17 protein-coding genes are annotated in these 19,253 nt (G+C 58.7%); 11 read left to right on the forward strand and 6 right to left on the reverse strand.

All coding sequences use genetic code 11. From position 1 onward, the window contains the following. Window positions 1-65: 65 nt before the first annotated feature. Both tsf and rpsB read right to left on the reverse strand, forming a co-directional pair. On the reverse strand, window positions 66-929 hold the full coding sequence (gene tsf, locus QK293_RS09655; RefSeq protein ID WP_282376972.1) for a translation elongation factor Ts: 864 nt from the start codon (window positions 927-929) through the stop codon (window positions 66-68). 192 nt (window positions 930-1,121) lie between these two features. After that, entirely contained in the window at window positions 1,122-1,859 is a 738-nt protein-coding gene (rpsB, locus tag QK293_RS09660) for a 30S ribosomal protein S2 (RefSeq protein ID WP_282376973.1), read from the reverse strand. 373 nt (window positions 1,860-2,232) lie between these two features. On the opposite strand from rpsB, the gene map reads away from it, so the two are divergent. The 3 genes from map to dapC are packed head-to-tail and all read left to right on the forward strand — an operon-like array spanning window position 2,233 to window position 7,007. Then, complete coding sequence (gene map, locus QK293_RS09665) at window positions 2,233-3,015, forward strand: type I methionyl aminopeptidase (RefSeq protein ID WP_282376974.1); 783 nt, start codon at window positions 2,233-2,235, stop codon at window positions 3,013-3,015. Window positions 3,016-3,061: 46 nt separating this feature from the next. Then, the gene (locus QK293_RS09670) at window positions 3,062-5,764 is read left to right on the forward strand and encodes a [protein-PII] uridylyltransferase (protein ID WP_282376975.1); all 2,703 of its coding nucleotides are present in this window, start codon (window positions 3,062-3,064) and stop codon (window positions 5,762-5,764) included. Between the two features lie 43 nt (window positions 5,765-5,807). Beyond that, window positions 5,808-7,007 (forward strand): succinyldiaminopimelate transaminase, encoded by a 1,200-nt coding sequence (gene dapC, locus QK293_RS09675; protein ID WP_282376976.1) that lies wholly within the window; start codon window positions 5,808-5,810, stop codon window positions 7,005-7,007. Window positions 7,008-7,035: 28 nt separating this feature from the next. Here the strand turns inward: dapC and QK293_RS09680 are convergent, their stop codons facing one another. From QK293_RS09680 to QK293_RS09690, 3 genes are read right to left on the reverse strand one after another with little or no spacing between them, the layout of a single operon-like run. Further along, a complete protein-coding gene (locus QK293_RS09680; RefSeq protein ID WP_282376977.1) occupies window positions 7,036-7,197 on the reverse strand; it encodes a hypothetical protein in 162 nt (53 codons plus the stop codon). 41 nt (window positions 7,198-7,238) lie between these two features. After that, window positions 7,239-8,447, reverse strand: a complete 1,209-nt coding sequence (locus QK293_RS09685) for an MFS transporter (RefSeq protein ID WP_282376978.1) — start codon at window positions 8,445-8,447, stop codon at window positions 7,239-7,241. Beyond that, window positions 8,444-8,947, reverse strand: coding sequence for a hypothetical protein (locus QK293_RS09690; protein WP_282376979.1), 504 nt, complete (start codon window positions 8,945-8,947; stop codon window positions 8,444-8,446). Before QK293_RS09690 ends, QK293_RS09685 begins: the two co-directional genes overlap by 4 nt. Before the next feature lie 155 nt (window positions 8,948-9,102). On the opposite strand from QK293_RS09690, the gene QK293_RS09695 reads away from it, so the two are divergent. The 5 genes from QK293_RS09695 to QK293_RS09715 all read left to right on the forward strand — a co-directional run bounded on the left by QK293_RS09695 (window position 9,103) and on the right by QK293_RS09715 (window position 13,292). Continuing rightward, the gene (locus QK293_RS09695) at window positions 9,103-10,146 is read left to right on the forward strand and encodes a LysR family transcriptional regulator (protein WP_282376980.1); all 1,044 of its coding nucleotides are present in this window, start codon (window positions 9,103-9,105) and stop codon (window positions 10,144-10,146) included. A 29-nt stretch (window positions 10,147-10,175) separates the two neighbouring features. Beyond that, complete coding sequence (locus QK293_RS09700; protein WP_214380952.1) at window positions 10,176-10,538, forward strand: ArsC family reductase; 363 nt, start codon at window positions 10,176-10,178, stop codon at window positions 10,536-10,538. 33 nt (window positions 10,539-10,571) lie between these two features. Next, window positions 10,572-11,606 carry a 2,3,4,5-tetrahydropyridine-2,6-dicarboxylate N-succinyltransferase gene (dapD, locus tag QK293_RS09705; protein ID WP_282376981.1) on the forward strand — a complete coding sequence of 345 codons (1,035 nt, stop codon included), beginning with the start codon at window positions 10,572-10,574 and terminating at the stop codon, window positions 11,604-11,606. A 76-nt stretch (window positions 11,607-11,682) separates the two neighbouring features. Continuing rightward, entirely contained in the window at window positions 11,683-12,888 is a 1,206-nt protein-coding gene (locus QK293_RS09710; protein WP_282376982.1) for a cysteine desulfurase, read from the forward strand. Then, window positions 12,885-13,292: a SufE family protein gene (locus QK293_RS09715; RefSeq protein WP_282376983.1), complete on the forward strand. Its 408-nt coding sequence runs from the start codon at window positions 12,885-12,887 to the stop codon at window positions 13,290-13,292. The genes QK293_RS09710 and QK293_RS09715 overlap by 4 nt, the downstream gene beginning before the upstream one ends. A 114-nt stretch (window positions 13,293-13,406) precedes the next feature. Here the strand turns inward: QK293_RS09715 and tcdA are convergent, their stop codons facing one another. Further along, window positions 13,407-14,222, reverse strand: a complete 816-nt coding sequence (tcdA, locus tag QK293_RS09720; RefSeq protein ID WP_282376984.1) for a tRNA cyclic N6-threonylcarbamoyladenosine(37) synthase TcdA — start codon at window positions 14,220-14,222, stop codon at window positions 13,407-13,409. Window positions 14,223-14,444: 222 nt separating this feature from the next. Between tcdA and QK293_RS09725 the strand changes: the two genes are divergently transcribed. The 3 genes from QK293_RS09725 to QK293_RS09735 all read left to right on the forward strand — a co-directional run bounded on the left by QK293_RS09725 (window position 14,445) and on the right by QK293_RS09735 (window position 19,192). Next, window positions 14,445-17,036, forward strand: a complete 2,592-nt coding sequence (locus QK293_RS09725; protein ID WP_282376985.1) for a glycosyltransferase — start codon at window positions 14,445-14,447, stop codon at window positions 17,034-17,036. A 195-nt stretch (window positions 17,037-17,231) separates the two neighbouring features. Continuing rightward, complete coding sequence (gene dapE / locus QK293_RS09730) at window positions 17,232-18,383, forward strand: succinyl-diaminopimelate desuccinylase (protein ID WP_282376986.1); 1,152 nt, start codon at window positions 17,232-17,234, stop codon at window positions 18,381-18,383. Beyond that, window positions 18,383-19,192, forward strand: coding sequence for a putative RNA methyltransferase (locus tag QK293_RS09735; protein WP_282376987.1), 810 nt, complete (start codon window positions 18,383-18,385; stop codon window positions 19,190-19,192). The genes dapE and QK293_RS09735 overlap by 1 nt, the downstream gene beginning before the upstream one ends. Window positions 19,193-19,253 lie beyond the last annotated feature (61 nt).

The following is a 19,253-nucleotide window of genomic DNA, read 5'->3' on the forward strand; positions in this document are numbered from 1 at the left end:
CCATCTGAAAAGAGGCTGCGCGCGTAAGCGGGCAGCCTCTTCAGGGCGACAGTTAAAAAACCGTCTTACTTCTTGCTGGCAGCCAGCTGAGCCGCAACTTCTTCAGCGAAGTTGTCTACTGGCTTCTCGATGCCTTCGCCCACTTGGAAACGGGTGAAGGAAACGATTTCAGCGCCGCCTTTCTTGGCCAGGTCACCAACGGTCACTTCAGGGTTCTTGACGAACTGCTGGTTGACCAGGCTGGCTTCGGCCAGGAACTTGCTGATACGACCGGCAACCATTTTTTCAACGATTTCGGCTGGTTTGCCTTTGATCTTGTCTTCGTTGAGGCTCATGAACACAGCTTTTTCGCGTTCGATGGCTTCAGCGGAAACTTGCGATGGCAGCAGGAACTCAGGGTTGCTGGCGGCTACGTGCATCGCGATGTCTTTGGCCAGTTCAACGTCGCCGCCTTTGAGGGCTACAACAACGCCGATCTTGTTGCCGTGCAGATAAGAACCTACAACGTCGCCTTCGATACGAGCCAGGCGGCGAATGTTGACGTTCTCGCCTACTTTACCAACCAGTGTTTCGCGAGCCGGCTCTTGAGCGGCGATCAGCGGAGCTGCGTCGGTCAGTTTGTCGGCGAAGGCTTTTTCTACGCTGGCAGCAACGAAGGCTTTAAAGTCGTCTTGCAGAGCCAGGAAGTCGGTTTGCGAGTTAACTTCAATGATGACAGCAGCTTTGCCGTCTTCCTTGATGCTGATCGCGCCTTCAGCGGCAACGTTGCCAGCTTTCTTGGCAGCTTTGATGGCGCCGGAAGCACGCATGTCATCAATGGCTTTCTCGATGTCGCCGCCAGCCTTGGTTAAGGCTTTTTTGCAATCCATCATGCCTTCGCCAGTACGCTCACGCAGTTCTTTGACCAACGCTGCAGTAATCTCTGCCATTTCAAAAATCCTCTTGGGTAGGTTTTCAACCATTCCACCCGATCGAACGGGCGATCAATTCTTCCCGAACCACCCTTGCTGGCTGCTGCAGGCTACAAAGGCTGTAACTGCGCCGCCGACAAACGGTTTTCGAGGTGGCAAAAAGGGGGCCAAGCCCCCTTTTTGCTTACTGAGTTAACGCCAGGGCGTCAATTACTCAGCGGCTGCTACCGGAGCTTCTTCAATGAACTGCTCGGTGCCGCCAGCAACGTGGTTGCGACCGCGGATTACAGCGTCAGCCATCGAACCCATGTACAGCTGGATAGCGCGGATTGCGTCATCGTTGCCTGGGATGATGTAGTCAACGCCTTCCGGGCTGCTGTTGGTATCGACTACGCCGATAACCGGGATGCCCAGCTTGTTGGCTTCGGTGATCGCGATGCGCTCGTGATCAACGTCGATAACGAACAGTGCGTCTGGCAGACCGCCCATGTCCTTGATACCACCCAGGGAACGATCGAGCTTCTCAAGATCGCGAGTGCGCATCAGCGCTTCTTTCTTGGTCAGCTTGGTGAAAGTACCGTCTTCGGCTTGCACTTCAAGGTCACGCAGACGCTTGATGGAAGCACGGATGGTTTTGAAGTTGGTCAGCATGCCGCCCAACCAGCGGTGATCGACGTACGGCGAACCGCAACGTGCTGCTTCTTCAGCAACGATCTTGCCAGCGGAACGCTTGGTGCCGACGAACAGAATCTTGTTTTTGCCCTGGGCCAGACGCTCTACGAAAGTCAGCGCTTCGTTGAACATTGGCAGGGTTTTTTCAAGGTTGATGATGTGGATCTTGTTACGCGCACCGAAAATGTATTTACCCATTTTCGGGTTCCAGTAACGGGTCTGGTGACCGAAGTGCACACCGGCCTTCAGCATATCGCGCATGTTGACTTGGGACATGATAGTTCCTTAATAAGTCGGGTTTGGCCTCCACGTATCCCAATGACCAACCAGCAGCATCAGCTGAAGGCACCCAGGTCATCGTGTCGACACGTGTGTGGATTTAGGCTTTTCAGGGGATCCCCGGAAAGCGGCGCATTTTATATCACAAGGCTGAAAAAAACGGAACCCGGATTGTTAAATCCTGGCGCCTGCCTTGGTTCCGCCCCTTGGAATCCTCCAAGGATGCGCCATTCTATAAGGAGAAGCGATGCACAGAGGCTCAGATTTACGCTGCTCGTCTGTTAGAATCGCGTTTTTCAGGGCCGTGAAGACCGATCGCGAAACGCCCATTTCGTTTTAGAAAGCGCCATCGAGCGCAGAGAGAGCCTGTATGACCGTCACCCTCAAAACCCCCGAGGACATCGCAAAAATGCGTATCGCCGGCAAACTGGCCGCCGATGTGCTGGAAATGATTGCCGAACATGTCAAGCCGGGCATCACCACCGAAGAACTGGACCGCCTCTGCCACGACTACATCGTCAACGAGCAGAAAGCCATCCCTGCCCCGCTCAACTACAAGGGCTTCCCGAAGTCGATCTGCACCTCGATCAATCACGTGGTCTGCCACGGTATTCCGAACGAGAAGCCATTGAAGGATGGCGATACGCTGAACATCGACGTCACCGTCATCAAGGACGGCTACCACGGCGACACCAGCCGCATGTTCCACGTCGGCACCGTCCCGGTCTGGGCCGAGCGCCTGTCGCATGTGACTCAGGAATGCATGTACAAGGCCATCGAAATCGTCAAACCCGGCTGCCGCTTGGGCGACATCGGTGAAGTCATTCAGAAGCACGCTGAAAAGAACGGTTTTTCCGTGGTTCGCGAATTCTGCGGTCATGGCATCGGCAAGGTGTTCCACGAAGAGCCGCAGATCCTGCACTACGGACGCGCCGGCACCGGCATGGAACTGAAAGCCGGCATGACGTTCACCATCGAGCCGATGATCAACCAGGGCAAGGCCGACACTAAGGTCTTGGGCGACGGCTGGACCGCGATCACCAAGGACCGCAAGCTGTCGGCACAGTGGGAGCACACCCTGCTGGTGACCGACACCGGTTACGAGATCTTCACCCTGCGCGCCGACGACACCATCGCGCGCGTTTCGGCCTGATCCGAGCCGCGCAGCTCCTCAGCCTTATAGACAGGAAAGCCAATCGATGCCGCAGGTGGATCCCGAACTCTTCGACCGAGGCCAGTTCCAGGCTGAACTGGCCCTGAAGGCTAGCCCGATCGCGGCCTTCAAGAAGGCGATTCGCCAGGCCCGCGAGGTGCTCGACGAGCGCTTCCGCAGCGGCCGCGACATTCGCCGGTTGATCGAGGATCGCGCCTGGTTCGTCGATAACATCCTGCAAAAAGCCTGGGAACAGTTTAACTGGAGCGAAGACGCCGACATTGCACTGGTCGCGGTCGGCGGCTACGGTCGCGGTGAGTTGCACCCTTATTCCGACATCGACTTGCTGATCCTGCTGGACAGCGCCGATCACGAAATTTTCCGTGATTCCATCGAGCGTTTTCTGACGCTGTTGTGGGACATCGGCCTTGAAGTAGGTCAGAGCGTTCGCTCGGTGGACGAATGCGTCCAGGAGGCCCGCGCCGACCTGACGGTAGTCACTAACCTGATGGAAAGCCGCACCATCTGCGGCCCCGAGCGCCTGCGCCAACGTATGCTCGACGTCACTAGCACCGCGCACATGTGGCCGAGCAAGGACTTCTTCCTGGCCAAACGCGCCGAACAGAAGGCCCGTCACCACAAGTACAACGACACCGAATACAACCTGGAACCCAACGTCAAAGGCTCGCCTGGCGGCCTACGGGATATTCAGACGATTCTCTGGGTGGCCCGTCGTGAATACGGCACCCTGAACCTGCGGGCCCTGGCCGGCGAAGGTTTCCTGGTCGAGAGCGAAAACGCCCTCCTGGCCTCCTCCCAGGAATTCCTTTGGAAGGTTCGTTACGCCCTGCACATGCTCGCCGGCCGTTCCGAAGACCGCTTGCTGTTTGATCACCAGCGCACCATTGCCGGGCTGCTGGGTTTCAAAGGCGATGACGCCAAGCAAGCCATCGAAAACTTCATGCAGCAGTATTACCGGGTGGTCATGAGCATTGCCCAGCTCAGCGACCTGATCATCCAGCATTTCGAGGAAGTCATCCTCGCGCCGGAGGACGAAGCGCCGCCGCAGCCGATCAACTCGCGATTCCAACTGCACGACGGTTACATCGAGGCACGCAACGACAATGTGTTCCGACGCACACCGTTCGCCATGCTGGAAATCTTCGTACTGATGGCCCAGCAGCCTGAAATCAAAGGCGTGCGCGCCGATACCATTCGCCTGCTGCGAGAAAATCGCCACCTGATCGATGACGACTTCCGCAACGACATCCGCAATACCAGCCTGTTTATCGAGCTGTTCAAGTGCAAGATCGGCATCCACCGCAACCTGCGACGAATGAACCGTTACGGCATCCTTGGGCGCTACTTGCCGGAGTTTGGCTTTATTGTCGGGCAGATGCAGCACGATCTGTTTCACATCTATACGGTCGATGCTCACACCCTGAACCTGATCAAACATCTGCGTAAGTTGCAGTACACCCAGGTGTCGGAAAAATTCCCGCTGGCCAGCAAGCTCATGGGCAAACTGCCCAAACCCGAGCTGATCTACCTGGCCGGCCTGTACCACGACATCGGCAAGGGCCGGCATGGTGATCACTCGGAAATCGGTGCAGTGGATGCCGAAGCCTTTTGCCAGCGCCATCAGTTGCCGGTGTGGGACAGCCGCCTGATCGTCTGGCTGGTGCAGAACCATTTGGTGATGTCGACCACTGCCCAGCGCAAGGACTTGTCCGACCCGCAGGTGATCCACGATTTCGCGCAGATCGTCGGCGACGAAACCCACCTCGATTATCTGTACGTGCTGACCGTCGCCGACATCAACGCCACCAACCCGACGCTGTGGAACTCCTGGCGGGCCAGTCTTTTGCGCCAGCTCTACACCGAGACCAAGCGTGCCTTGCGCCGAGGCCTGGAAAACCCGGTGGACCGCGAAGAGCAGATTCGCCAGACCCAGAGCGCCGCACTGGACATTCTGGTGCGCGGCGGTACCGATCCGGACGACGTCGAGCAGTTGTGGGCGCAATTGGGCGATGACTACTTCCTGCGCCACACTGCCGGCGACGTGGCCTGGCACAGTGACGCGATCCTCCAGCAGCCGGCCGACGGCGGGCCGCTGGTGCTGATCAAGGAAACCACCCAGCGCGAATTCGAAGGCGGCACCCAGATCTTCATTTACGCACCGGACCAGCACGACTTCTTCGCTGTGACCGTGGCCGCGATGGACCAGCTCAACCTGAACATTCACGACGCCCGGGTCATCACCTCCAGCAGCCAGTTCACCCTCGACACGTACATCGTGCTCGACACCGACGGCGACTCGATTGGGGACAACCCGGCACGGGTCAAGCAAATCCGCGAAGGCCTGACCGATGCCCTGCGCAACCCGGACGATTACCCGACGATCATCCAGCGTCGGGTGCCGCGCCAGCTCAAGCATTTCGCGTTTGCGCCACAGGTGACGATCCACAACGACGCCCAGCGCCAGGTGACGGTGCTGGAGCTCAGCGCCCCGGATCGCCCCGGCCTGTTGGCGCGGATCGGCACAATCTTCCTGGAGTTCGACCTGTCGCTGCAAAACGCCAAGATCGCGACCCTCGGCGAACGCGTGGAAGACGTGTTCTTTATTACCGACGCGAACAACCAGCCGCTGTCCGACCCGCTGCTGTGCAGCCGCTTGCAGGATGCGATCGTCAAACAGCTCAGCGTCAGCCACGAACCCGATATCAAACTGTCGCACATCAGCATCTAGCCGAGCGCCAGGATTCAGCCGCTTTGAACGAGACCCCGTACCGATGAACAACGCTCTGACCCAATTGCAGCCCTACCCGTTCGAGAAACTTCGCGCCCTGCTCGGCAGCGTCACGCCAAACCCGGACAAACGCGCCATCGCACTGTCCATCGGCGAGCCGAAACACCGTTCGCCAAGCTTTGTCGCCGAAGCCCTGGCCAGCAATCTGGATCAGATGGCCGTGTACCCGACCACCCTCGGCATCCCGGCCCTGCGTGAAGCCATCGCTGCGTGGTGCGAACGTCGTTTCAGCGTTCCGAAGGGCTGGCTCGACCCGGCGCGCAATGTGCTGCCGGTCAACGGTACCCGTGAAGCGCTGTTCGCCTTCACCCAGACCGTGGTCAACCGTGGCGACGACGCCCTGGTGGTCAGCCCGAACCCGTTCTATCAGATCTACGAAGGCGCGGCATTCCTTGCCGGGGCCAAGCCGCATTACCTGCCGTGCCTGGACGAAAACGGCTTCAACCCGGATTTCGATGCGGTTTCGCCAGACATCTGGAAACGCTGCCAGATCCTGTTCCTGTGCTCGCCGGGCAACCCGACCGGCGCCTTGATCCCGGTTGAAACCCTGAAAAAGCTGATCGCCCTGGCCGACCAATACGACTTCGTGATCGCCGCCGACGAGTGCTACAGCGAACTGTACTTCGACGAACAAACCCCGCCGGCCGGCTTGCTTAGCGCCTGCGTGGAACTGGGCCGCAAAGACTTCAAGCGTTGCGTGGTGTTCCACAGCCTGTCCAAGCGCTCCAATTTGCCGGGCCTGCGCTCAGGCTTCGTGGCCGGTGATGCGGACATTCTCAAAGGCTTCCTGCTGTATCGCACTTATCACGGCTGCGCGATGCCGGTTCAGACCCAACTGGCCAGCGTCTCTGCGTGGAATGACGAAGTGCACGTGCGCGCCAACCGTGCGTTGTATCGCGAGAAATACGATGCGGTGCTGGAAATCCTCAGCCCGGTGATGGATGTGCAGCGCCCTGACGGTGGTTTCTACTTATGGCCGAGCATTGGCGGTGATGATGAAGCGTTTTGCCGCGACCTGTTTGTCGAAGAGCATGTGACGGTGGTGCCAGGATCTTATTTGTCCCGTGACGTCGACGGTGCCAACCCGGGTGCCGGTCGAGTACGCATGGCGCTGGTTGCGCCGCTGGCCGAATGTGTTGAAGCCGCAGAGCGAATTCGCGCATTCATACAGCGCCGCAATTAACGCGGACCTGTAGATACTCTGTTCACGGTCAAGCATTCGCGAGATGTTTTTCGCTCAAAAGCTTGGCCGTATTAAATTCTTCTCCAGAGCGCATGAATAGCCGCTTCGCCGGTTTGCGCCAGGCGTCACGCACTTCATTGCGACGCTTGTCGTCCGGGCTTTTCTCATGACCACGCAGCATCAACGGCAAGGCACAAGGCCCGAACCCGCGGCATTAAGATGAATCATCAATCAACCTCTGCGCCGCGAACCCATAAAGTAGAAAATACTCGCCAACACAATGCAAAAAGACAAAACATAGAACATTACCTGAGGTGCATATAACGATAGCGCGACACCACACAATATGGGTCCGAGCGCAGCTCCAAGATTGGACAAGTTCTGCGCCCCGTAATAAACGCCTCGCATGTCCTCCGGTGCAATGAAATCAATAAATAGGTATTCCGCTGGAATAATGATGATTTCGCCCACGGTAAAAACAATCATGGCTACTATCCAGACGGCCTGCATCTGTGCATAGCAAAAGCCCATGAGTCCAACCACAAAGAACAACATCCCCAACATCAACATGCGGAACAGGTTGTTCTGGTTAATCCGAGAGCCGATCAGGTATTGAAGACTGATGACCACACAGGCGTTGGTGGTCACCAGGTAGTTGATAATGCGATAGGTGTTTTCCGGGTCACTCGTCACGATCAGGTATTGCGACAGATAGGCAGTGAACTGCCCGAACACGATTGCACTGAGAATTCCCCCAATCGTAAAGCAGACCAACCGGTAGTTACTCAACAAATGGACCAGCACACTGGCAAAACCGTTACCCGAACTCTCAACGCCCACAGGGCGGGGGATCCGCCCACCCAACACCCCATACAGCACTACAAAAGCAACCCCGATCAAGGCCGCCGCCGCAAAGGGCAGACCGGGGCTGATTTTCGCGAGCAGCATGCCGAGAAAAGGGCCGATGGCGTAACCGACGTTGGTCAGCGTGTACTTGATAGAGAACACGCCTCCCCTCTTGTCCGGCGCCACCAAGAAACCTATTCCAGATTTCACTGCGATATCGATCACCGCATAGGACAGGTTCACCACCACGATAGCAATGATGAACGGCACCAGGCTGGTTACCTGAAAGGCCAACGCGAAGGCCAGTGCGAACACCGTGGCTGCGCCGAGCATGATCCGATAATTGGAGAACCTGTCCACCAGGAAGCCGCCATATACCCCAAGAATCGAACTGACGATTAGCGACCCGCCAACCGCGAGACCAATATCCGCTACTCCCAGACCGAAGGCCTGGGAGAAGTACACGACCAGATAGGGCAAAGCCAGTGCCCGTGCAATGGTCAAGATAAAGGTCGCCAACAGAAGCAGAATCACAGGTCTCTCATAGACCTTGGCCCCGCCTTGAATCGCCAGCCCCCCCGAGACATCTTTCATTCCAGCATTTCCTTGTAGACGTATGGCTCGTGCTCACGCAGCAACTGAATACTGGTCTGAATGGCTAAACGGTCGTTATTCAGAATGAAAACGTGGCCGGGGCAGTTTTCCAGAGAGATAGTTTTCTTGAGGATCCCTTCATCCTGGATTTTTATACTGTGCACGCCGGGGATCGCCTTCCAGGGCGTAATGTCCGGCGTACGCTTGATCGGCCCAGCTTGACGAGCGATCAGGAACACACAACTGGATTGAAAGTAGAGTGTGTTTCTTGGCCGCTGCCGGTATTCGAGAAACACTTGCGGGTTAATCAGCGAGTCAATCCAAAGACTCAGCTGGTTATGCCCAAGAGCTTCGCTGACATAGTGCAGACCGTCGACACTCACAGTGTTGACGCAGTATTCGATGTCCACATCCTTAGACTTGCTAAGCAACAACTCGGATTTGAAATCTGAATCGTCCAGGTATTGCCTCGTGCATCTCGAACTTAACGTCGTCAGCATCCTTGCCTCATCGTTCATTAGGTCATTTATATGGAGTTTGCTAATGGCGTATCGCTGACTGATGCTCGAGTACCAAGCTTACTGTGGAATGGCGTTCTGATTTATGATGATTTTTACCAGATTGGTGGAACTGAATTCATGAATACAGGATGTCTATGTTTTCCTCCGAACGCTTGAAAGGTATCGATGTGTTTGTCTGCGTCGCGGAATCCGGCAGCTTCAAGGCCGCCGCAGAGAAAATGAATTTGACGGGCTCTGCAATCAGTAAAAGCATTGCTCGGCTGGAGAGCAGGCTGGGGACTCGGCTGTTCCATCGCACGACGCGACGCTTGTCGCTGACCGATGCAGGGACTGCCTTCTATCGCACCTGCACCAGTGTGCTTGCAGACCTCGAAGAGGCCGAGCTTTCGCTACAGGCCGAAAATACCGAGCCGTGTGGCAGGATTCGAATTGACCTTCCAGGTGCTTTCGGTCGTGCGCAAGTGCTTCCAATCATCCTGCGGTTTGTTCAGGATCATCCGTTGCTGGTACCGCACATTTCCTTCTCGGACGGTTTGATCGACCCGTTCCAGCAAGGTGTGGACGTTGTGGTACGCATTGGTGGTTCGGATGTCTGGCCCGATACAGTGGAGCATCGTTACTTGGCCAGTGAGTGGCATACCTTCTGTGCATCGCCCGCGTATTTGGCCAAGCATGGCATCCCCCTCACTGATGGTGATCTGGAGCATCACCAGTGCATCGCGTATGGCTGGGTGGACGGAAACGTGACCCCATGGAACTTCGCAGGAGACCACCGCGGCGCAACGAAACGCAGGCAGGTACCCGCTCAGTTCGTGGTGGGCAATGGAGAGGGTTTGCTGATGGCGGTAACGGCGGGCAGCGGTATCGCGCAGTTGCCGTCGTGGTTGATTAAGCAACAACTGGAAGAGGGGACATTGGTGGAAGTGCTTCCCCATCTAGCAACCGAAGGAATGGCGATCAATCTGGCCTGGATGAAAAGTCGTCAAGCACTTCCCAAGGTCAGTGCTTTGCTAGAGGTGCTTACTGCCAGCTTGACGCCGACGGGAGGAATATCGGGTAGTCCTGGGCTGACCGTTACACCAATGTCGCAGGCAACAGCTGATCGCCATGACCCACAGACAAACCCGACCACGGCCGACGCGAAACCGTCCGGTCATGGCATAATCCGTCACCTTTAATTTCCAGCACCTGCAAAGGGGGCAATTCCTTGACCGTTTCAAGCAAAACGTTGCACCTTTTCGGCATCAAAGCCTGCGACACCATGAAAAAGGCGCGCACCTGGCTCGATGAACACGCTGTCAGGTATGACTTTCATGATTACAAAACGGTCGGAATCGACCGTGAACACCTGACCCAATGGTGCGACGAGCACGGCTGGCAAGTGGTGTTGAACCGTGCAGGCACGACCTTTCGCAAGCTCGACGACGAACGCAAAGCCGATCTCGACCAGCCGAAAGCCATCGAGCTGATGCTCGCGCAACCCTCGATGATCAAACGCCCGGTGCTTGATCTCGGTGACCGAACCCTGATTGGCTTCAAGCCAGATATCTACGCGGCAGCGCTCAAGTAAGGCAGCCCGTTCCATTTTGTTAGAGGTATCAACATGTCCACTACTCTGTTCAGCCTGGCCTTTGGTGTCGGCACTCAAAACCGTCAAGGCGCATGGCTGGAAGTGTTTTACGCGCAGCCACTGCTCAACCCGTCGGCCGAACTGGTCGCAGCTATCGCACCTGTTCTGGGCTACACCGAAGGCAATCAGGCCATCGCGTTCAGCACCGCTCAAGCTTCGCAACTGGCCGACGCCCTGAAAAGCGTCGACGCTGCCCAGGCTGCCTTGCTGACTCGTCTGGCCGAGAGCCACAAGCCGCTGGTCGCGACCCTTCTGGCCGAAGACGCTCAGTTGACCTCCACCCCAGAGGCTTACCTGAAGCTGCACCTGTTGTCCCATCGCCTGGTCAAGCCGCATGGCCTGAACCTGGCCGGCGTGTTCCCTCTGCTGCCGAACGTGGCGTGGACCAGCCAGGGCGCGATCGACCTGGCCGAACTGGCCGAGCATCAACTCGAAGCTCGTCTGCGCGGCGAGTTGCTGGAAGTGTTCTCGGTGGACAAGTTCCCGAAAATGACCGACTACGTGGTACCGGCTGGCGTGCGTATTGCTGATGCGGCGCGTATCCGTCTGGGCGCTTACGTGGGCGAAGGCACCACCGTCATGCACGAAGGTTTCGTCAACTTCAACGCCGGCACCGAAGGCCCTGGCATGATCGAAGGTCGTGTGTCGGCGGGCGTGTTCGTCGGCAAGGGTTCGGACCTGGGCGGCGGTTGCTCGACCATGGGCACCCTGTCGGGTGGCGGCAACATCGTGATCAAGGTCGGCGAAGGCTGCCTGATCGGCGCCAACGCCGGTATCGGCATCCCGTTGGGCGACCGCAACACTGTTGAGTCGGGCCTGTACGTGACGGCCGGCACCAAGGTTGCGCTGCTGGACGAGCACAACAAACTGGTCAAAGTCGTTAAGGCCCGTGAACTGGCCGGTCAACCTGACCTGCTGTTCCGCCGCAATTCGGAGACCGGTGCTGTGGAGTGCAAAACCCACAAATCGGCCATCGAACTGAACGAAGCGCTGCACGCTCACAACTAAGCAGCGACTCGATGTTAGTCGAGCGGCCGGGCGCGTATCATCAGCGCCCGGCCTGCTCAAACGAGTCTTGACCACCATGCTTGTGCCCTCCCCCTGGCGCGCCGATTTTCCGGCCATCGCCGCATTGCAACGGCAAGACCAGACGTATCTGGACAACGCCGCCACCACGCAAAAACCTCAAGCCCTGCTGGATGCCCTGGCGCATTACTACGCCAACGGCGCGGCCAACGTGCATCGGGCGCAACATTTGCCCGGCGCCCACGCCACCCAGGCGTTCGAGGCCAGCCGCAGCAAAGTCGCCCATTGGCTCAATGCCGGCGATTGCGGGCAGATCATCTTTACCCATGGCACAACGTCTGCGCTGAACCTCCTGGCTTATGGCCTGGAGCATCTTTTCAATCCGGGCGATGAAATTGTCATCAGCGCCCTGGAGCATCACGCCAATCTGTTGCCGTGGCAGCAGCTTGCCCTCCGTTGCGAGCTGAAACTGGTGATCCTGCCGCTGGATGCCGACGGTTTGATCGACCTTGATGCCGCCGCGCAGTTGATTGGTCCGCAAACTCGTTTGCTGGCGGTCAGTCAGCTGTCCAACGTCCTCGGTGCCTGGCAGCCATTGCCCGCGCTGTTGGCGATGGCCCAGGCGCACAACGCGCTGACCGTGGTCGATGGCGCTCAAGGCGTGGTCCATGGTCGGCATGACGTGCAGGCGCTGGGTTGCGATTTTTATGTGTTTTCCAGCCACAAGCTCTATGGCCCCGATGGCCTGGGCGTACTGTTCGGGCGCAATGAAGCGCTTAAGCAACTGCGTCATTGGCAATTCGGCGGTGAAATGGTGCTGGACGCGGATTACCACAGCGCTCGCTTTCGCCCAGCGCCACTGGGGTTCGAGGCGGGAACGCCGCCGATCGCCAGTGTGATCGGTCTGGGCGCGACCCTGGATTATCTGGCAGGGCTCAATCAGGACGCCGTGACTGCCCATGAAGCAGCGCTGCATGACTATTTGCTCAAAGGCCTTGAAGCGCGCAACGGCATTCGCTTGCTGGGCAAGCCGCAGCTGGCGCTGGCCAGTTTCGTCGTCGAGGGTGTGCATAACTCTGATTTGGCGCACCTGCTAACGGAACAGGGGATCGCGGTGCGCGCCGGTCATCATTGCGCCATGCCGTTGCTCAAGCGTTTTGAGCTGGCCGGGGCGATTCGGGTGTCGTTGGCGCTGTACAACGACTCCGAAGACCTGGAGCGATTCTTTGAAGCGCTGGATCAGGCGTTGGAGCTGCTGCGATGAGCTTGCCCGCCGATGCCGCTACGGCACTGGAAACCTTTCAAAATGCCGCTGGCTGGGAACAGCGGGCGCGTCTGCTGATGCAATGGGGCGATCGCCTGCCGGTGTTGAGCGATGTGGATAAGGTCGACGCCAACCGTGTACATGGCTGTGAAAGCCAAGTGTGGCTGGTGGGCGAGTTGCAGGATGGCCACTGGCTGTTTGCCGCGAGCAGTGATGCGCGGTTGATTCGCGGGTTGGTGGCGTTGTTGCTGGCGCGGGTTAACGGGTTGTCGGCTGTCGAGTTGCAGCAGGTGGATTTGCCGGAGTGGTTTAATCAGCTGGGCTTGTCGCGGCAGCTGTCGCCGTCGCGCAGTAACGGCCTGAATGCCGTATTACAGCGAATGCGTGAACTCGCCGCCGACTGATCGTTCCCACGCTCTGCGTGGGAATGCCTCCACGGACGCTCCGCGTTCGGCTTTTGAAGGGACGCGGAGCGTCCCGGGCTGCATTCCCACGCAGAGCGTGGGAACGATCACGGCTCAGACAGGTTTGACCCTATCAGCTGGCCGCCGCACGCCGGCCACTATCTTATCCACAGCCTTGGTCGCCGCGACCATGCCAAATGTCGCCGTCACCATCATCACCGCACCAAACCCTCCAGCACAGTCAAGCTTCACACCGTCACCGACAAAACTCTTCTGCAAACAAATGCTGCCATCCGGTTTCGGGTAGCGCAGTTGTTCAGTGGAAAACACGCATGGCACGCTGTAATGACGGGTCACGGTACGGGAGAAGTTGTAGTCGCGGCGCAATGTGGAGCGCACTTTCGAGGCCAATGGATCATTGAATGTCCGATTCAAGTCGCAGACCTGAATCAGTGTCGGATCAATCTGCCCGCCTGCACCGCCGGTGGTGATGATCTGGATCTTGCGGCGCTTGCACCAGGCGATCAGTGCAGCCTTGGCATTCACACTGTCGATGCAGTCGATCACGCAGTCGATGTTCGGCGTGATGTACTCGGCCATGGTCTCGCGGGTCACGAAATCCGCCACGGCGTGCACCGTGCAGTCCGGGTTGATCCCGCGCAGACGCTCGGCCATCACGTCGACCTTGGGTTTGCCGACGGTGCTGTCCAGCGCGTGCAACTGACGGTTGGCGTTGCTGACGCAGACGTCATCCAGGTCGAACAGCGAAATCTCGCCCACGCCACAACGGGCGACAGCTTCCGCCGCCCAGGAACCGACGCCACCGACGCCGACGATCGCCACGTGGGCCGCGCGCAGGCGCTCCAGGCCGTCGATGCCATACAAACGGGCGATACCTGCAAACCGCGGATCTTCTGTACTCATGACCATTACCCCAAAAACCGGCGCGCATTATAGGGCTACAGTGCGAGAACTTTTAACCTTCCAGCGACAAGTGTAAGAACTTATGTGAAACCAGAGTGCCCAATGTCGGGCGTTTCCCTGTTCGCTGTACGGTCAGAGAACCTCCAGTGTAGGATGCGCGCGCCTGCCCCCTGGCAGCCAGCCGCCAACCGTTCCTTCGTTCCACAGCCTTTGGAACCCGAAAAAGCTATGTCATCGCGTAAATTTGGACTCAACCTGGTCGTGGTGCTCGCCATCGCTGCTTTGTTTACCGGCTTCTGGGCATTGATTAACCGCCCGGTCACCGCCCCCAACTGGCCTGAACAGATCTCTGGCTTTTCGTACTCGCCGTTCCAGCAAGGCCAGTACCCACAAAAAGAACAGTATCCGACCGACGATGAAATGCGTCGCGATCTGGAGATCATGAGCAAGCTGACGGACAACATCCGTACTTACTCGGTCGACGGCACGCTGGGCGATATTCCCAAGCTCGCCGAAGAGTTCGGTGTGCGCGTGACGCTGGGCATCTGGATCAGCCCGGATCTTGCGCGCAACGAGCGTGAAATTCTGCGCGCCATCGACCTGGCCAATACCTCCCGCAGCGTGGTTCGCGTGGTGGTGGGCAACGAGGCGATCTTCCGTAAGGAAATTACCGCCGCGGAGCTCAGCATTATTCTGGATCGCGTCCGCGCGGCAGTGAAAGTGCCGGTGACCACGTCCGAGCAATGGCACGTCTGGGAAGAAAACCCGAGCCTGGCCAAGCACGTCGACCTGATCGCTGCCCACGTCCTGCCGTACTGGGAACATGTTCCGATGGAGCAATCCGGGCAGTTCGTACTCGACCGTGCCCGCGACCTGAAAAAAATGTTCCCGAAAAAACCGCTGCTGCTGTCGGAAGTCGGCTGGCCAAGCAACGGTCGCATGCGCGGCGGTGCCGATGCGTCGCCGGCAGACCAGGCGATTTACCTGCGCACACTGGTCAACAAGCTCAACCGCCAGGGTTTCAACTACTTCGTGATCGAAGCGTTTGACCAACCCTGGAAAGCCAGCGACGAAGGCTCGGTAGGCGCCTATTGGGGCGTGTTCAACGCCGCTCGTCAGCAGAAATTCAACTTCGAAGGCCCGGTCGTCGCCATACCGCAATGGCGCGTGCTCGCTGTCGGTTCGGTGGTGTTGGCCCTGCTCTCCCTGACCTTGCTGATGATCGACGGTTCGGCCCTGCGTCAACGCGGCCGCACCTTCCTGACCTTCATCGCGTTCCTTTGCGGTTCGGTGCTGGTGTGGATCGGTTACGACTACAGCCTGCAATACAGCACCTGGTTCAGCCTGACGGTGGGCTTCCTCCTTGCCCTCGGCGCGCTCGGGGTGTTTATCGTGCTGCTGACCGAGGCCCACGAACTGGCCGAAGCAGTCTGGACCCACAAACGCCGGCGCGAATTCCTGCCGGTGGTGGGTGATTCGGACTACCGACCAAAAGTCTCGATTCACGTCCCTTGCTACAACGAGCCGCCAGAGATGGTCAAACAGACCCTCAATGCGCTGGCCAACCTCGATTATCCGGACTTTGAAGTCTTGATCATCGACAACAACACCAAGGACCCGGCGGTCTGGGAACCGGTGCAGGCCTACTGCGAAACCCTCGGCCCGCGCTTCAAGTTCTTCCACGTTGCGCCGTTGGCTGGTTTCAAGGGCGGCGCGCTGAATTACCTGATTCCGCACACCGCCAAGGATGCCGAAGTGATTGCGGTCATCGACTCGGACTACTGCGTCGACCCGAACTGGCTCAAGCACATGGTGCCGCACTTCGCCGATCCGAAAATCGCCGTGGTGCAGTCGCCACAGGATTACCGCGACCAGAACGAAAGCACCTTCAAGAAGCTCTGCTACGCGGAATACAAAGGTTTCTTCCACATCGGCATGGTCACCCGTAACGACCGTGACGCGATCATCCAGCACGGCACCATGACCATGACCCGGCGTTCGGTGCTCGAGGAGCTCGGCTGGGCTGACTGGTGCATCTGTGAAGATGCCGAGTTGGGTCTGCGCGTGTTCGAAAAAGGTCTGTCGGCGGCGTATTACCACACCAGCTACGGCAAAGGCCTGATGCCCGATACCTTTATCGACTTCAAGAAACAGCGCTTCCGCTGGGCCTATGGCGCGATTCAGATCATCAAGCGTCACACCACCAGCCTGTTGCGCGGCAAGGGTACCGAGCTGACCCGTGGCCAGCGTTACCACTTCCTCGCGGGCTGGTTGCCGTGGGTGGCGGACGGCATGAACATCTTCTTCACCGTGGGCGCCTTGTTGTGGTCGGCGGCGATGATCATCGTGCCGCAGCGGGTCGATCCGCCGTTGTTGATTTTCGCGATCCCGCCGCTGGCGCTGTTCGTGTTCAAGGTTGGCAAGATCATCTTCCTCTACCGCCGTGCGGTGGGGGTCAACCTCAAGGATGCATTCTGCGCGGCTTTGGCCGGGTTGGCGTTGTCGCACACCATCGCCAAAGCGGTGTTGTACGGCTTCTTCACCAGCAGCATTCCGTTTTTCCGTACACCGAAGAACGCCGATAATCACGGCTTCTGGGTGGCGATTTCGGAGGCTCGCGAAGAAGTGTTCATCATGCTGCTGTTGTGGGGCGCGGCGCTGGGGATATACCTGGTGAACGGCATGCCGAGCAACGACATGCGTTTCTGGGTGACCATGTTGCTGGTGCAATCGTTGCCATACCTGGCGGCGCTGATCATGGCGTTCTTGTCCTCTCTGCCAAAACCGGCAGCCGAGGTCGAGACTCTACCAGCGGTCTAAATCGTGACAGATGCACTAAACGGCGGCCAATGGCCGCCGTTTTGCTTTAAGATAACCGCCATTTTGCGCGCCCAGCCCAATCCCTGTAGGAGCGAGGCTTGCCCGCGAATGAAGCGACTCGGTGTAACAGATACACCGCATTATCGTTCTTCGCGGGCAAGCCTCGCTCCTACACAAGATCTTTCGGAGTTCCCCATGACGGCCCACGCCGACCTTTCGCCGACCCTTCAACTCGCCATCGACCTGATCCGCCGTCCGTCCGTGACGCCGGTCGACGCCGATTGCCAGAAGCAGATGATGCAGCGCCTGGGCGATGCCGGTTTTGCGCTTGAGCCCATGCGTATCGAAGATGTGGATAACTTTTGGGCGATCCACGGCAAACACGACGGTCCGGTGCTGTGCTTTGCCGGCCACACCGACGTAGTGCCGACCGGCCCGGTGACCGCCTGGCAGATCGACCCGTTCAACGCGGTGATCGACGAACACGGCATGCTCTGCGGCCGTGGTGCGGCGGACATGAAAGGGAGCCTCGCGTCCATGACCGTGGCGGCCGAGCGTTTCGTCACCGACTACCCGGATCACAAGGGTAAGGTGGCATTCCTGATCACCAGCGACGAAGAAGGTCCGGCGCACCACGGCACCAAGGCTGTGGTTGAACGCCTTGCCGCTCGTAAGGAGCGTCTGGACTGGTGCATTGTTGGCGAACCGTCGAGCACCACGTTGGTGGGTGATGTGGTGAAGAACGGCCGTCGCGGCTCCCTCGGCGCCAAGCTGACCGTGCGCGGGGTGCAGGGCCACGTGGCGTATCCGCACCTGGCGAAGAACCCCATCCACCTCGTCGCCCCGGCGCTGGCCGAACTGGCCGCCGAGCATTGGGACCACGGCAACGACTTCTTCCCGCCGACCAGCTTCCAGATTTCCAACGTGAACTCCGGCACTGGCGCGACCAACGTGATCCCGGGTGATTTGGTGGCGGTGTTCAACTTCCGCTTCTCCACTGAATCCACCGTCGAAGGCCTGCAAAAGCGCGTTGCCGACATCCTCGACAAACATGGCCTGGACTGGCACATCGACTGGGCGCTGTCCGGTCTGCCGTTCCTGACCGAGCCGGGCGCATTGCTCGATGCCGTTGCGTCGAGCATCAAGGACATCACCGGCCGCGAAACCCGCGCATCCACCAGTGGTGGCACCTCCGACGGGCGCTTCATCGCGACCATGGGCACTCAGGTGGTTGAACTGGGCCCGGTCAACGCGACGATCCACCAGGTCAACGAGCGTGTGCTGGCTGCCGACCTCGATGTGCTGACCGAAATCTACTACCAGACCCTGATCAAGTTGCTCGCCTGATGCTCGCCTGCCCAATCTGCAGCGAACCGCTGAACGCGGTGGACAACGGCGTGGCCTGCCCCGCCGGGCATCGTTTCGACCGCGCTCGTCAGGGTTACCTGAACCTGCTGCCGGTGCAGCACAAAAACAGCCGCGACCCTGGGGATAACCTGGCGATGGTCGAAGCCCGGCGAGATTTTCTGAACGCCGGTCATTACGCACCGGTGGCCAAGCGTCTGGCCGAACTGGCTGCGCAATACGCACCCCAGCGCTGGCTGGACATCGGTTGTGGCGAGGGTTACTACACCGCGCAAATCGCCGAGGCCGTGCCGAACGCCGACGGTTACGCGCTGGATATTTCCCGGGAAGCCGTCAAACGCGCCTGCAAACGCAACCCGCAACTGACCTGGTTGATCGCCAGCATGGCGCGGGTGCCGTTGGCCTCGGGCAGCTGCCAGTTTCTCGCCAGCGTCTTCAGCCCACTGGACTGGGAGGAAGCCAAACGTCTGCTCAGCCCCGGCGGCGGTCTGATGAAAGTCGGGCCGACCAGCGGCCATCTGATGGAATTGCGCGAGCGTCTGTACGACGAAGTGCGTGAGTACACCGACGACAAGCACCTGGCTCTGGTGCCGGAAGGCATGACGCTGCAACACAGTGAAACCCTGGAGTTCAAGCTGACGCTGGAAAAGGGTCAGGATCGCGCCAACCTGCTGGCCATGACGCCTCACGGCTGGCGCGCCAGTGCTGAACGCCGGACGGCGGTGATCGAACAGGCCGAGCCGTTCGAAGTCACCGTATCGATGCGCTACGATTATTTCGTACTTCAATAATTTTTGGTCTTGAGCAACGGCTCAAGGCCGGCTAAATCCGCGAATGGATTTTTCAGACCCG

This window comes from Pseudomonas sp. AL03 (genome assembly GCF_029960815.1).
In the GTDB taxonomy this organism is placed as follows: domain Bacteria; phylum Pseudomonadota; class Gammaproteobacteria; order Pseudomonadales; family Pseudomonadaceae; genus Aquipseudomonas.